General features: G+C 47.6%; 7 protein-coding genes. 3 read left to right on the forward strand and 4 right to left on the reverse strand.

Annotated features, from left to right (window positions below; translation table 11 throughout):
- Window positions 1-8,436: an ESPR-type extended signal peptide-containing protein gene (locus HMPREF9429_RS03155; RefSeq protein ID WP_006941561.1), complete on the reverse strand. Its 8,436-nt coding sequence runs from the start codon at window positions 8,434-8,436 to the stop codon at window positions 1-3.
- 762 nt (window positions 8,437-9,198) lie between these two features.
- Between HMPREF9429_RS03155 and clpB the strand changes: the two genes are divergently transcribed.
- The 3 genes from clpB to HMPREF9429_RS03170 all read left to right on the forward strand — a co-directional run bounded on the left by clpB (window position 9,199) and on the right by HMPREF9429_RS03170 (window position 13,151).
- Window positions 9,199-11,778, forward strand: a complete 2,580-nt coding sequence (gene clpB, locus HMPREF9429_RS03160; protein ID WP_040773576.1) for an ATP-dependent chaperone ClpB — start codon at window positions 9,199-9,201, stop codon at window positions 11,776-11,778.
- Window positions 11,779-12,019: 241 nt separating this feature from the next.
- On the forward strand, window positions 12,020-12,505 hold the full coding sequence (locus HMPREF9429_RS03165) for an S-adenosylmethionine decarboxylase family protein (RefSeq protein ID WP_006941563.1): 486 nt from the start codon (window positions 12,020-12,022) through the stop codon (window positions 12,503-12,505).
- Window positions 12,506-12,545: 40 nt separating this feature from the next.
- Window positions 12,546-13,151 carry an HD-GYP domain-containing protein gene (locus HMPREF9429_RS03170; RefSeq protein ID WP_006941564.1) on the forward strand — a complete coding sequence of 202 codons (606 nt, stop codon included), beginning with the start codon at window positions 12,546-12,548 and terminating at the stop codon, window positions 13,149-13,151.
- A gap of 45 nt (window positions 13,152-13,196) precedes the next feature.
- Here HMPREF9429_RS03170 and HMPREF9429_RS03175 read toward each other — a convergent pair whose 3' ends face one another.
- From HMPREF9429_RS03175 to HMPREF9429_RS03185, 3 genes are read right to left on the reverse strand one after another with little or no spacing between them, the layout of a single operon-like run.
- Window positions 13,197-13,850 carry a ComF family protein gene (locus HMPREF9429_RS03175; RefSeq protein WP_006941565.1) on the reverse strand — a complete coding sequence of 218 codons (654 nt, stop codon included), beginning with the start codon at window positions 13,848-13,850 and terminating at the stop codon, window positions 13,197-13,199.
- A complete protein-coding gene (gene recD2 / locus HMPREF9429_RS03180) occupies window positions 13,844-16,006 on the reverse strand; it encodes an SF1B family DNA helicase RecD2 (RefSeq protein ID WP_006941566.1) in 2,163 nt (720 codons plus the stop codon). Before recD2 ends, HMPREF9429_RS03175 begins: the two co-directional genes overlap by 7 nt.
- Entirely contained in the window at window positions 16,006-16,281 is a 276-nt protein-coding gene (locus HMPREF9429_RS03185) for a chorismate mutase (RefSeq protein WP_040773579.1), read from the reverse strand. The genes recD2 and HMPREF9429_RS03185 overlap by 1 nt, the downstream gene beginning before the upstream one ends.
- Window positions 16,282-16,490: the final 209 nt, after the last annotated feature.

Genomic DNA, 16,490 nt, shown 5'->3' on the forward strand with positions numbered 1-16,490 from the left:
TTACTTCAGACCCGCTTTTTCCATTAAGAGGGCAATTTGAGCCTTCATTTCTTCATTATCGGCCTGAACCTTCCGATACGCTTCAGTCAGTTCTTCTTCATGGTGTTTAATACGGGCGTTTTCAGCCTTCAGTGCCGTTACTTCATCTTGCATTACGTATACGGAGCTGATAGGACCGGCTTTGTAGCGATCGGGAATGGCTTTCTTTTCAGCCGATCGACCGAACTTGTACGTTACGCCCGCATTGACGGCGTTATCCTGTTGTCCGAAGGAGGCACCCACGTGGAGCAACGTATTTTCATTCGTGTAATGGGCCAAGCCGAGTGCTACGGACGTACTGTTACCGTACGAACCGACGGCCGCCATAACCTGTGTAGGTGCAATAGGATCATAAGCCAAGGGGTGTAATCCCGCCAAGGCTGCCGATGCGGAACCGGCATTATCCACCTTAACCTGTACGCGACGAAGCTGGCTTACATTGACCGCATCGTCATCTAAAGTGCCGGCTGCCACTCCGTGAAGCTGTTGTCCGCCGTTATTAAGACCCGTTCCCGTCAGTCTGACCCCTGTTGTCGAAGTGCCGACAGGTGTGAAGGTAATACCGCTACCGCCCATGGTCATGGACGATGTCACGGTCGGAGCCCCCGGTCGACGATCTTCACCGAGAACCGGTCCGTTTGTCATCTCTCTCGGCGTTGACTCGGGAGCCGTAGTCGACGTGGTAAAGGTAATAGTACCGTCACCCATATTGATGTCCTTAGCCAACTTAATATTGTAGCCGTCTTGAGCGGAATTCGATACTACGGCAATGTTGCCGTCCGTCAAGCGCGACAGATTCTTCGCATTGCCGCGCAGATTTAACGTATCTCCGAGGCCGACCGAAACCTTACCCCAGTCGCCTTGGAAAACACGACCGCCGGAAATCTTATCACTGACGACCTTGAGCTGATCTTCCGTTGCCGCTCTGCCGCTTGTAATATTCGGGTTCTTTACGTCCCACGTCGTATTGCTTAAGCCGCCTACATAGCTGCCGCCGCCTTGTCGACCTATACTTACTCCGCCGACACCGATATTGCCGTTTACACCGTCAATACTTACAGCTCCGGCACCGCTACCGATGGTCAATTTGTCCGAAAGGCCTACGACAACCTTACCGCCGCTTACGGACGTGCGTACGTTCGTACCGTCGCCGCCGATAGCCACCGTTTCGCCCAAGCCTTTCATAATCGACTGGCCGTCATCAGCAGTCACGCCGAATCCTTTACGGCTTATACTGTCCGCCATATCATGAAGTTGGCCGCCGTTAACGGCATCCGTACTGCCGGCACCGATACGTCCTGCCGCTACATTCGTAATAACCTTATTTCCCGCATCGATACCGTTTTTCGTAACCGACGGACCACCGTTAATAACCAGTCCGTCAGAGGTTACGGTCGTATCACCGGTCGTCACCTTATTGGCCGTAACCGTGTCAACGCGCACATCCTTATTCAGAGATACGCGAACCTTACCGTTTTCAACGGATGTGGAAATATTGGCTCCGTCGCCGCCGATAGCGACGGTTTCGCCCAAGTTTTTCTTAACCGACTTACCGTCATCAGCCGTCACACCGAAGGCTCCCTGTTTGATCCCGTCTACAGCCTTGTCAAGCTGCCCCTTATTGACAGCATCATGTTCGTCTTCGCCGTCTTTAAGGTTCGTAATGCGATTGTTCGTTACGTTAATATTGCCGCCCGTAATCGTTACGGCATCTTCACAATGGTCTTTCAAGGTTATCTTCGTATCGCCGTTAGAAATAGAGGTAATGCCTCTCAAGTCCTTCGCCAACCGAACCTTCAGGTTATCCGTTCCGTCAGAGACGACACCGATATTATCCTCTGTCGTAAGCAGAGTTCTGTTCGTAATACCGCCGATAACGGAAACCTTGTTGTTCAATTTTTTAATAATATCCGTTCCCGTATCGCCGCCGAAGACCATGCCGTCTTCCATCGTTGCAACTTGATGTTCTCCCGTCTTGTCTTCATAAACGATACGCGTAATTCCGTCCGTACCGTCTACACCTTTTTCACCCTTAATTCCCTTGGAGACATCATCATAACCGTTCTTCACAGTCAGGTCGATACCGTTAGTACCGTCCTTACCGTTGGTTCCCGCCGGCCCGGTTAAGCCGATATGGCCCACACCGTCTTTACCGTATACGGTTACGGCATCCTTACCGTCCTTACCGCTCACACCGATCTTGCCGTCTTTTCCGTCTTTACCTACTTGAACGGATTCGGTAACAAGGTTTTTATCCATCATGACGGAAATATTGCCGTTTGCATCTTTTACGGTCTTAATATTTTCACTGCTATATTCGGAATCTACCTTCGTGCCGCCGCCAACGATACCCAAGGTTTCACCGAGGTTTTTGTGAATTACCTGCCCGTCGTTACCGACGAAGTTCATGCCCTTGGCCGTCAGGTTGTTCGTCACATTCGTCGTCGTATTCGTTACGGCGTTATTTACCTGATCCGTCAGGTAATCTACATTTACGACTTCGCTTCCGTCGTTACCCGTCGCATAGGCTACGTTGGTAATATGCGTGCCGCCCGTCTTGTTAACGTACGTGCTGCCCGCCATGGTAACGGAGTTTTTATTCACCACGCCGCCTGTTACATCATACTGGACGGAACGGTTCGACAAGTTGTCTACAGCCGTCTTGGAAGCCACATCCTTTATCGTAACGGTTTCTTTTACGCCTGCATGCTTCTTATCTTCTACCGTCAAGTTCACCTTGCCGTCAGCATCGACAGAGTAGGCACCGTCGGCACTTCCGTCATTAGCTACTAAACGGAAGTCGGACATATTACCGCTCACGTTATTAATAGCTTCATTTACGACTTTCAGCTGATCTTCCGTAGCCGCTCTGCCTGAAACAGCCGTACCGTTCCACGTCTTGTTATCAAGGCCCGTCACATAGTTACCCGTCACGCCTCCTGAGACTTGCGTACCCGTCTTCACATTGCCGGCCGTTACGCTCGTAAGTCCCGTTACTTCTTTGGCAAGCTGTACCTTTAAGACTCCGCCTATGTTGTTGACGCCGATATTTCCGTCAGACAAAGCTCCCGCAGCACCGCCGCGAACGTCCAATCGTTCGTTAAGTTTCTTGGAAATCACCGTACCGTTATCTCCGGCAAACTTCATGCCGTCGTCCAGGGTTGCCACTTCGTGATTTCCCGTCTTGTCTTCATAAACAATGCGAGTAACTCCGTCCGTACCGTTGACACCCGGCTGGCCTTTTTCAACATGAATATCTACACGGTTCGTACCGTTAATACCGTCTACGCCGTCTTTACCGTTAATGCCGATGATACCGTCCTTGCCGTCTTTACCGACTTGAACGGATTCGGTAACAAGGTTTTTATCCATCATGACGGAAATATTGCCGTTTGCATCTTTTACGGTCTTAATATTTTCACCGCTATACTCGGAATCGATCTTCGTGCCGCCGCCGACGATACCCAAGGTTTCGCCGAGATTTTTATGAATTACCTGCCCGTCGTTACCGACGAAGTTCATGCCCTTGGCCGTCAGGTTGTTCGTCACATTCGTCGTCGTATTCGTTACGGCGTTATTTACCTGATCCGTCAGGTAATCTACATTTACGACTTCGCTTCCGTCGTTACCCGTCGCATAGGCTACGTTGGTAATATGCGTGCCGCCCGTCTTGTTAACGTACGTGCTGCCCGCCATGGTGACAGAGTTTTTATTCACCACGCCGCCTGTTACATCGTACTGTACGGAACGGTTCGACAAGTTGTCTACAGCCGTCTTGGAAGCCACATTCTTAATCGTAACGGTTTCTTTTACGCCTGCGTGCTTCTTATCTTCTACCGTCAAGTTTACCTTGCCGTCGGCATCGACACTATACGCCTTATCGGCCGTGTTGTTTTCCACCAGACGGTAATCTGTCGCACCGGCTCCTTGCGTTGAAATGGTATCTTGCAAGACTTTCAACTGATCTTCCGTAGCCGCTCTGCCTGAAACAGCCGTACCGTTCCACGTCTTGTTATCAAGGCCCGTCACGTAGTTACCCGTCACGCCGCCTGAGACTTGCGTACCCGCCTTCACATTGCCGGCTGTTACGCTCGTAAGTCCCGTGACTTCTTTGGCAAGCTGTACCTTTAAGACTCCGCCTATGTTGTTGACGCCGATATTTCCGTCAGACAAAGCTCCCGCAGCACCGCCGCGAACGTCCAATCGTTCGTTAAGTTTCTTGGAAATCACCGTACCGTTATCTCCGGCAAACTTCATGCCGTCGTCCAGGGTTGCCACTTCGTGGTTGCCCGTCTTGTCTTCGTAAACAATGCGAGTAACACCGTCCGTACCGTTGACACCCGGCTGACCTTTTTCAACATGAATGTCTACACGACTCGTACCGTTAATACCGTCTACGCCGTCTTTACCGTTAATGCCGATGATGCCGTCCTTACCGTCTTTACCCGTAACAGTTACCGTTTCAGCCGTCACGTCTTTGCCGAGGGCTACATCAATAACCGTATCGGCACCTGTCTTTTTAATGGACGTCTTAATATTCGTGCCGTCACCTTTAACGGTCACCTTAGAACCCAGGGCACTCGTCTGTTCACCGCCCACATTGGCATCGAAACGAAGTCCCTTGTTCGTAACTTCTTCCACCTTCGAGTCAAGCTGCCCCTTATTGACCGCATCATGACTGTCTACGGCGTTTTGGACGTTTGTGATCCGATTATTCGAGACGCTGACGTTTCCGCCCGTAATTGTTACGCCGTTGCCGCCTACACTCGTATTGTTGTTTAAGACAATACTCGTATTGCCGTTCGATATGGACGTAATGTCCGTCAAATTCTTCGCTAAGGCAATAGAAATTTTACCGTTATCGTTAGCCGTTTGAATATTCGAATTTTTTCCGACAATGCCCAAGGTAGATCCCAAGTCCTTGTGAATAGATTGCCCGTCGTTACCGACGAAGTTCATGCCCTTGGCCGTCAGGTTGTTCGTCACATTCGTCGTCGTATTCGTTACGGCGTTATTTACCTGATCCGTCAGGTAATCTACATTTACGACTTCGCTTCCGTCGTTACCCGTCGCATAGGCTACGTTGGTAATATGCGTGCCGCCCGTCTTGTTAACGTACGTGCTGCCCGCCATGGTGACAGAGTTTTTATTCACCACGCCGCCTGTTACATCGTACTGTACGGAACGGTTCGACAAGTTGTCTACAGCCGTCTTGGACGCTACATCCTTAATCGTAACCGTCTGCTTCATTCCTGCATGATTCTTGTCTTCTACCGTCAAGTTCACCTTGCCGTCGGCATCGACGCTATACGCCTTATCGGCTGTATTGTTTTCCACCAAACGGTAATCCGTCGCACCGGCGCCTTGAGTCGAAATGGTATCTTGCAAGACTTTCAGCTGATCTTCCGTAGCCGCTCTGCCTGAAACAGCCGTACCGTTCCACGTCTTGTTATCAAGGCCCGTCACGTAGTTACCCGTCACGCCGCCAGATACTTGCGTACCCGTCTTCACATTGCCGGCCGTTACGCTCGTAAGTCCCGTTACTTCTTTGGCAAGCTGTACCTTCAAGACTCCGCCGACGTTGTTGACGCCGATGTTGCCGTCAGACAAAGCTCCTGCAGCACCGCCGCGGACATCCAACCGTTCGTTGAGTTTCTTGGAAATCACCGTACCGTTATCTCCGGCAAACTTCATGCCGTCGTCCAGGGTTGCCACTTCGTGATTCCCCGTCTTATCTTCATAAACAATGCGAGTAACGCCGTCCGTACCGTTGACACCCGGCTGACCTTTTTCAACATGAATGTCTACACGACTCGTACCGTTAATACCGTCTACGCCGTCTTTACCGTTAATGCCGATGGTGCCGTCTTTGCCGTTTTTGCCCGTAACGGTTACCGTTTCAGCTGTCACGTCTTTGCCGAGAGCGACGTCAATAACCGTGTCGGCACCCGTCTTCTTAATAGACGTCTTAATATTCGTGCCGTCGCCTTTAACGGTCACCTTCGACCCCAAGGCACTCGTCTGTTCACCGCCCACATTGGCATCGAAACGAAGTCCCTTGTTCGTAACTTCTTCCACCTTCGAGTCAAGCTGCCCCTTATTGACCGCATCATGACTGTCTACGGCGTTTTGGACGTTCGTGATTCGGTTATTCGATACGCTGACATTACCGCCCGTAATGGTCACGCCGTTGCCGCCTACACTCGTATTGTTGTTCAAGACAATACTCGTATTGCCGTTCGATACGGATGTAATGTCCGTCAAATTCTTCGCTAAGGCAATAGAAATTTTACCGTTATCGTTAGCCGTTTGAATATTCGAATTTTTTCCGACAATGCCCAAGGTCGAGCCCAAATCCTTGTGAATAGATTGTCCGTCATTACCGACAAAGTTCATACCTTTGGCCGTCAGGTTGTTCGTAATATTCGTCGTCGTATTCGTTACGGCATTATTTACCTGATCCGTCAGGTAATCTACATTTACGACTTCGCTTCCGTCGTTACCCGTCGCATAGGCTACGTTGGTAATATGCGTGCCGCCCGTCTTGTTAACGTACGTGCTGCCCGCCATGGTAACGGAGTTTTTATTCACCACGCCGTTTGAAATATCGTAGTGAACGGCGTCTTCATCGTGACCGCCCTTTGCGGAAATACGGATTTGCCCGTTTGCCGACTTTTCGATGGTCACGTTTTCACCGTTTACAAGATTGACCTTACCCCGGCTGGGCGGTACATCTTTCCCGTTAGCCTGTAGCGTCCAAATATCCGTCTTCTTCGCCAAGTCGCAGTCTTTAAAGCCGATCTCATAATGTCTGTTTCCGTTTGCATCGATACCGCCGTTATCTTTAACGGTAATACGACTCCCCGGAACGGCGGACACAGTCGTATCTCTACCGTTTACAGTATAAGTTTTTGTTCCGTTAGCAACAGTTGATGTAACGGTCGTATTCGAACCGCCTTTCACTACGACGGCCTTCTGAGCTTCGTTGTGAATAACCGTTTTGCCTTCATTGGTAATGTTGGATAAGTTAATGTTAGCCGACGCATCAATCTTTTGACGAACCGCATCGGTTAACCCGACAGTAACCGTTCCGCTTCCTGCCTGAGTGGTCACATACTGATTATCACCTTGAATTTTTAAAGTCTGACTATCCAATAAGACATCCGTATGACCCGTATTGGCACCCACTTTGAGGTTCACATTGCGCAATTGCGCTACATTGACAGCATCCGTATCCTTGCTGCCGGCTGCTACATGGGTAATCTGTCTTGTATGGCCTTCATTACCGACGGAAACGGCTGCATATTCGGACCGTAAAGCAGAGCCGCCAAGTCCGGTATAACCGTTTGTCCGCCCGTCTTCGGTTTTAACATTATAGCCCCATTCACCGCTTGTTCTGTCGGCCCTCGAGTTGGAGCCCAAGGCTACGCCGTTTACCGTCGGTGCCGAAGCGCTTTTACCGATAGCCACGGCATTATCGACACACGCTTTGGCATCGGTACCGTAAGCAATAGAGCTGGCACCGCCGGCCGTACTGCGACTGCCGAAGGCTATACTGTCTACGCCCGTAGCGTGAGCCGTCTGCCCCAAAGCAATGGCACGATCGGCCGTAGCCTGCGTATTGTTTACACCGTCATAGGCGGCAATGGGAGTTCCCTTGGAATCATATTGTGTCTTCGGTGCTATGGTGCCGATGGCGATGGACTGATTGCCCGTAGCCGTAGACGAATGTCCCATAGCCAGGCTGGCTTCCCCCTTAGCTACGGCAGCCGTCCCGATAGCCGCCGCATACTTACCGCTTGCATAAGACTGACGCATCATGGCCAGAGAGTTAAATTCCGCAGCCTTGGCCCCGGCACCGATGGCGACAGCGGCAATCTTTTCGGCAGACGCATAGGGACCTACGGCAACGGCCAGCGAACGAGCCCGCGAATAATCACCGAGTGCCGTACCGGATGCCGTCTGTACCTCAGGGTCATAAGCGTTGGCGGCGTTACCGAGTGCAATGCCGTACAAATGCGTCCCCGTATATAATTGATACCGACCTGTGCCGTCCCACTGTAAGATCCCCGTGTTGTCATAGGCCTTATTACCCGGCGTCCCGTAGTCGTACATCTTCGTCGCCGTACCGCCTTCCAAGGCAGACATCCACCCGGATGATAAGCGAATGCCCGCACTTCTTGCAGGGTTGGGATCGGTCGGTCCCGGTTCGTCAGTGACGGCAGCAAAGACGGGTACACAACCGGTTAAAAATAAGACCGCCAATGTTGAAATAAGTGTGTATCCTCTGTCTTTGGATGTTTCGGACTTAGTTTTTGAATGAGACTTTGCTATTTCCGAAGTAACAACATAACAGTTTCTGGCTTTGTTCCAAATAACCTTAAAAATCTTATTCATATCATGACCCCTTTTTCTAAAAAGTATTTTTGTTTATGTACTTTTAAAAATTCGTACATATCCTCCTTCCCTTAGGAACCCAAAACATCTTCTATAAATTATCAATTCTTTTACATTATGATTACACATTCTATTTTGTTATGGCAATGCTTGAAGGTGAAATTATTACAATTCTGTTACATTCCCGTTTTTCGTTATTTTTTTGAAATATAAACGCATGTAAACACGTTAATATCTGGGGTAGTACGAAAATTTATTTATATCCATTTCCCGGGATTACCTTTTCTCCCTTACAATGTTTAATCAACATACCGCTAATACTTTGTACTTACTGTAACTCATAGTGAGTCAAGAAAACCCGTTTTATCTTGATGTCATTTGTGTTGCCTGAAGTTTTCTGTATATTCTGTTATATTTCTTTTATTTTTACTTCTTTTATTTGATAGTTTTTCTCCCCTTCCTTTCATTTTTCATTCCTTATTTTCTAACAGTTTTTTCACAGCCTTTGGGGGATATTTCAGCTATTTACTCTATTTTTTCTTAAAAAGATTTATTTGTAATTATTTATCCCTCTTTTTTAAATGATAGTTTTATTTTTATTTACTATCATCTCAAAAGATAAGATAAAATCACTTTTATTTTTTCTTTCCAATATTTGACTTTTTGACTTTTAAGTGTATAATCATAGTTGTAGTCGAGAACATAAAGAAGTTTAAATGAATGAATCGTTCCTATCTCTTGACCGCTAAGGAGGTTTATACTATGGGAAATGAAAAATACACACAAAAGGTAATGGCCGCTTTCCAAGATGCACAACAGACGGCGGCTCTCCACTATAATCAAGAAATTACATCCGTTCATCTGATGATCGGTCTAACCAAAGATCCGGAAGGTCTCTTAGCCTCTATTTTCAGCGATTGTAAAACTGATTTGCCGCTTTTAAGAGCCAAGTTGGAACAGATGCTTAAAAAGATTCCGTCCGTTCAAGGTTCAAGTAACCTGTCCATGTCGACAGAAATGGTACGTATCATCGGCAAGGCTCAACAGCGTGCCGAAGCTATGCACGACGATTACGTCAGCACAGAACATTTGCTTTTAGCCGTTGCCGAAGACAGTGATGAAAGTATGCAGGAAGTTTGCCGTCAATTCGGATTAAATGCCGATAAGATTCTCTCTTCCATTAAGGCAAACAGAAAGCAGTCCGTTTCATCCGATAATCCTGAAGATAATTATAAATCTTTGGAAAAGTACGGCCGCGATTTGACGGCTGCCGCCCGTAAAGGAAAGCTCGACCCCGTCATCGGTAGAGACGAAGAAATTCGCCGTACCATCGAAATACTTTCGCGTCGTACCAAGAACAATCCGGTTCTCATCGGTGAACCCGGTGTCGGTAAAACAGCTATTGTCGAAGGCTTAGCCGGTCGTATCGTTGCCGGTGATGTTCCGGAATCTCTGAAAAACAAGACCCTCTACTCTCTCGATATGGGGTCTCTCATTGCCGGAGCTAAATATCGCGGTGAATTCGAAGAACGGCTTAAAGCCGTCCTCAATGAAATCGTTAAATCGGACGGCCAGATTCTCTTATTTATCGATGAAATCCATACGGTCGTCGGTGCCGGTGCTTCAGAAGGCTCTATGGATGCGGGCAATCTGTTGAAGCCTATGCTGGCTCGCGGCGAACTCCGTTGCATCGGTGCTACGACCTTGAATGAATATCAGAAATACATTGAAAAAGATGCCGCCTTGGAACGCCGCTTCCAGCCGGTTATGGTGGACCAGCCTTCTGTAGAAGATACAATCACCATTCTTCGCGGCTTGAAAGAACGCTATGAAGTCCATCACGGCGTCCGCATTCGTGATAATGCCATGGTCGCCGCTGCCGTTCTTTCGGATCGCTATATTTCCGACCGTTTCCTTCCCGATAAGGCGATTGATCTCGTCGATGAAGCCGCTGCAAAGCTTCGCACGGAAATTGAATCCATGCCGGCACCGCTCGATGAAATTCGTCATAAAATCATGCAGCTGGAAATTGAAGAACAATCGTTAAATAAAGAAACGGATGATACTTCTAAAGAACGATTGGCTAAAATTGTCGACACGAAGAAGGAACTGGTTGCAGAAGAAGAAGAATTAAAAGCTCGTTGGGATAAGGAAAAACAGGCAATTTTACGTACTCAGGCCTTGAAAAAAGAACTGGATGACGTACGCCATCAAATGGAAAAGGCCGAACGGGATTATGATTTAACAAAGGCTTCCGAATTAAAATACGGAAAGTTACCCGAATTGGAACGTCAATTAGCCGAACAGGAAGACTTGCTTTCGAAAGAAAAAGACAGCCACTTATTGAAAGAAGAAGTCAGTGAAGAAGACATTGCACAGGTTGTCAGTCGTTGGACGGGTATTCCCGTTACAAAGATGATGACGGGTGAACGTGAAAAGCTCCTTCATTTGGACGATACACTCCATCAGAGAGTCGTCGGCCAAGACGAAGCGGTTCGCGTCGTAAGTGATGCTATTATGCGTGCTCGTGCAGGCATTAAAGATCCGAATCGTCCCATCGGTTCTTTCATCTTCCTCGGACCTACAGGCGTAGGTAAAACAGAACTGGCCAAAGCCTTGGCTGAATCGCTCTTTGACGACGATCGCAATATCGTACGTATCGACATGAGCGAATATATGGAAAAGCACACCGTGTCAAGACTTATCGGAGCGCCTCCGGGATACGTCGGATACGACGAAGGAGGTCAGTTGACGGAAGCTGTTCGCCGTCATCCCTATTCGGTCATCTTATTAGATGAAATCGAAAAGGCCCATCCCGATATTTTCAACGTTCTCTTACAAATCCTCGATGACGGTCGTCTGACGGACGGCAAGGGCCGCGTAGTAAATTTCAAAAATACGGTTATCATTATGACCAGTAATTTAGGTTCTCATGAAATTCTTGAAGCTGCCGACTTCGAAACGGCGGAAAAATCGGTTAAGGATATCTTAAAATCCTATTTCCGCCCTGAATTTCTGAACCGTATTGATGACATTGTCGTCTTTAAAGCGTTGAAAAAAGAACAGGTATTCGATATTGCCCGTATTTTGTTGGAACACCTCAGCAACCGTTTGCAAAAGCAAATGAATATTACCTTGACGTGGACCGATCGGGCTTTGGAAGAACTGTCCGATAAAGGATATGAACCTCAGTTCGGTGCTCGTCCCTTGCGCCGCCTCATCACGCATACCGTAGAAACGGCCTTAAGCCGTGATATTATCAGCGGTCGCATCGGTGAAGGCCAAACTGTACGCATCGATTTCGACGGTACAGACTTTACTTTCACTCCTGTCAAGGGGTAAGCCTTTCCTATTCCGAACAGCCGGGTTTCCTTTATTCTATATTTATATAAAAGGACTCTTCTCAAAACGAGAAGAGTCCTTTTATTTCTTTTATCCCTTTCTTTTCGGCTTTGTCACAATAAGGTATCGGTTTTTCCTCTTCTCTTTCTCAAGATATACCCCCGAGGGTACATTCGTTCGCGTTTACAAGGGGTCAAAAAAATATTATAATGAACTGCAAATACATAGACAGGTGAACGGAATGACTAATACTTTAGGTAAGCATTTACTTATTGATTTTTACAACTGCCGACTCGTAATTTCCGAACCGGAAGAGTTGCGGCCGTCCATAGAAAAAGCATTTGCTCAGGCAGATGTTAAACTTGAGGGAATCAGTTTTTTTCAATCAACTGATGAAATGACGTGCATGGCCTTATCGGGTAATACGCACGTCTGTATTCATTATTACCCCGTTTTATCATATGCCGCCGTCGACTTGTACAGTTTTTCGACGGACTTGAATTTAAATCGGTTAATGAACATCTTCAAAATCAGCTTAAAGTCGGATCGCATCAAGGCAACCAGCGTCCGTCGTGGCGATTTCGGTTCCATTAGGGATATGCGTCCCACGCGTAAGTCCAAAGTCTCTACAGCTCGCAGAGTCAAAAATACGGGAGCTCGTTTAAAGCGCACGAGTGCCAAAATGATTAATATTTTGCGCCACCCCAAACGGCCTCCCAATGAATAATCGTTAGTTTGTTTGTCCGCATCAGAAAGGTCTTATCCCCATGTACATGTTATCATTGAGTCAATCTGCCGGCATGGGCTTTGATGAAAAAGAATCACTGGAAGCGATTACAGCCAATCTCGTTTCATTCTTACAAATGAAGAGTCAACGCCTGTACAGACATTCTTTGCAGGTTGCCAACTACAGCGTCAGTGTGGCTGCCAAACTCGGCTTGCCGAAAAGCGAAATCGAGTTGATTAAATACGCTTCGTTGTTACATGACATAGGAAAACTCAGTCTTTCCAATTCCTTACTGGCCAAGGCCCCTTATCTGAATCGTTCGGAAAAGGCTCTGTACCGGCGTCATGCTGCAGCCGGTGGTAATATGCTGGAAAACATTCCTTGTTGTCAGGACATTATTCCCTATATCGTTCATCATCACGAACGTTGGGACGGTTCGGGTTACCCCAAGCACTTGCGCGGTGCCAATATTCCCTTCGGTGCCCGCATTATTGCCGTAGCCGATTATTATGATACAATTATTAATCCGTCTGCGGATTTTTGGGCTAAGACGAAGCAACAGGCTGTACGTGAGCTGTTCTCCGCTTCGGGGCTTCTCTTCGATCCGGAAATTGTAAAAGCCTTTATCGATACATTGGGAAAATAAACAAATAACGAAACCCCTTCTTTACAAATTGTAAAGAAGGGGTTTTCAGTTGCGCGACGAAGCTATAACAAGTCCGGTCACTTCAACGGCACCGTTTCGCTTTAAAGCGGCGGCACAGGCCTGTAAAGTCGCTCCCGTCGTATATACATCATCAACCAGTAACAGGCGACAATCTTTCACGGTCTTGCCGGCAACCACGGTAAAGGCCGCTTTCAAATTGCTCTGTCGCTCTTTACGTGCCAAGCCGACCTGCGAACCAGTCGGCCGAATTCGTTGTAACGCAGGTAGCCACATGTAACCGTGTCTTTGGGCCCACGAACGGAAGAGAATATCATTTTGGTTAAATCCTCTTTCCCTTTCCTTCAAAGGGTAAAGCGGCACAGGCACAACGGCATCATACATCTCCAATCGCCGGGTGAAGGGAAAGGCTTCCAGCAGATCCGAGAAAGCGCGACCGTACTGTCGTTTTCTCTTATACTTAAGATGCGTTAAAGCTCGTTGTACGGGCTCCGAATAATCACATAGGGCATAGCAACCGTCCAGTCTGTTTCGTCTGCTGTCATCCAAAAAGCGGGGATGCAGTAAATTTTTTCGGCAAACTTCACACCACTCGGCTTCAGTAGAGACATAGCACCCACAGCCGGGACAAGCGGGCGGAAAAAGAAGATTTTTTAAAAACTTTCCCCCACGACTCAGCATATTTCATCTCTTTTCAATCGTTGAGCCAATAAGGTATACCGCTTACTTTTATCGGTAGCCCTTACAGCTCGTTGCAGTGCCGCCTTCGTACCTACAAGGATTACCTTCTTCTTGGCACGTGTAACGGCCGTATATAAAAGGTTTCGCTGCAACATAATGGAATGACTGTTTACAAGGACAATAATAACCGTATCATATTCACTCCCTTGACTTTTATGGACCGTTACGGCATAAGCCAGAGATATTTCTCCCAAGTCATTTCCTTTGTAGCGTATATCCTGCTCGGGATAGCGTACATGCATGCTGTCATTACCGAGCGCGAAGACGGCTCCCATATCCCCGTTAAACACGCCCTTTTCATAATCATTCTGTTTTTGCATAACCTTATCGCCTGTACGAAAAAGTATATTACCGTTTTTCAACTCCGCCTTTGCGGCATCGGCGCCATTTACTTGTTTCTGAATCAATTGATTCAGAGCATCGACGCCGCATGCATTCCTGTACATAGGTGACAGAACCTGAACTGAGAAAATGTCCCCGCCCGTAGACATCACTTCTTTCTCGTATAGATCGGCAACAAGATGAGCGCCTTTGTCCTCATCATTCGTCTCTATAAAACAAAATTCTCCTTCTTTGTCCACAACCGGCATACCACCGTGATTAATGCGGTGCGCATTGGTGACAATAAGGCCGCCTTCCTGTTGCCGAAAAATAGTTTCCAAACGTACGACAGGTACTGTTTCCGACCGAATAATATCATGCAAAACCGCACCGGCACCGACAGAAGCCAACTGATCCGCATCTCCTACAAAGATACACCGGCAATGGCCGGGCAAGGCTTCCAAAAGGCAGTCCGTCAATTCCAAATCGAGCATGGAAACCTCATCAACAATAATTAAATCGCCCTCCAGAGGATTGTCTCGATTATGATCGAATAAGGGATGTGTCCCTACATATCCGGCAGGTCCTAAAAGCCGATGAATAGTCTTGGCTTTACGCTGAGTTGTTTCGGCCAGTCGTTTCGCTGCTCGACCCGTAGGAGCACACAGCAAAATATTCAGTCCTTCCTGCTCAGCCAGTGCGATAATGGCCTTTACAACTGTCGTCTTACCTGTACCGGGACCGCCGGTAATCACGGTCAGTCCCGAGTCCAAAGATCTCTCGACCGCCTCTCTTTGCTTGTCTGCCAGCGTAAATTCCCGTTCTGTCTGCCACCGATCTATAAACTCGTTTATATTGACATGAGTCTTTAACGGTATCATAGCCACCAGATTGCGAATGTCGTCGGCAACACGCAGCTCCTTCTCATAAGCATCAACCGTATATATATAGGTCAGACCGCTGCAATCTTCAGCTACAAGACGTCCGGTTATCAAGGTCTCATTTAATACATCGCGAATATGTACGGGTTCGGCCTTCAACACATTCGCCGCCTTTTCGACCAATTCATCGTCAGGCAGGCATACATGTCCGTTCGACGTCATTTCCTGTAATACATACTCGATACCTGCCGACAGCCGTTCCGTTCCCGTCGGGTCCGTTCCAAAAGCCAGTGCGATTCGATCGGCCGTATTAAACCCGATACCGTCAATATCACGAATCATTCTGTAAGGCTCGTGTTCAAGCACATAGGCCGCTTCATCACCGTATTCCGCCAACAAGCGTTTGGCATAACGACCTGAGATATAGTGAGTTTCCAACAAAAGGGCCAACTCGTTAACGTCTTTTTCCGCCTGCAAAGACGCTGTAAGAGCCGTTAATTTTTTCGGCCCTATTCCTTCAACTTCCTTAAGCCGCTCGGGTTCATTCATCATGATTTTCATCGTTTCCGACCCGAAAGCGTTAACAAGCCGCTTAGCCAAAGCCGGACCGATACCGTCGACAGCACCTGAGGCAAGAAAGTTTTCAATACCTTCCGCCGTATCCGGCAAAAGCCGCTTCCACGAAGAAGCGGCAAACTGAGCTCCGTATTTTTTATGGATTGTTCCGTGACCTCGTATCTCCAATCGGTCCCCCTGTAAGGGCTTTACTCCGTTTCCCGTTACAGTCAGCAAGGCACCGTCATCTCGGCGAATGCGAAAAACGAGGTAATCCGAGTCGGGTGCTTCAAAAAGCAGGCGTTCAACTGTCCCTGAAATTACTTCTCCTTCAACCATTATCCGTTCCTCTTCATTTCATCGTCTTCATAAACCTTGCTTTCATCCATTAAGGCCTGATAAATACGCTTAATATAAGGAACCAGCAGCTTATCTGAAGTAAAGGCGGCTACTTTATCCAGAACGGCTGCTTCTCTGCTTGCATCGAGTACGGGCATACGGTGAGCTTTTTTATAGGCTGCCACAGCGGCTACGGCTTTCATTCGTTCTTCCAACAAAGCCGTTATTTGTTTGTCAATTTCATCGATTTGCTGACGACTGGCCGTAAGGTTCATATCTTTCATTCCTTTTGTTGAGAAACAGTATATTTTTTTCATTATACCGCACTTTATAAGGGAAAACCACGGTTAGCAAGGGACTTTTATTTATGCGTACAACGCCGTTTCTTCAGATGCAACATATTTATTACACATTTACAGTCTTCAAGTAATTGTCAGAGCCTTTCTCTTTCGTTATAATATTATGTATTATTTATGAATTTATT

Source organism: Megasphaera micronuciformis F0359, from assembly GCF_000165735.1.
Taxonomy (GTDB): domain Bacteria; phylum Bacillota; class Negativicutes; order Veillonellales; family Megasphaeraceae; genus Megasphaera; species Megasphaera micronuciformis.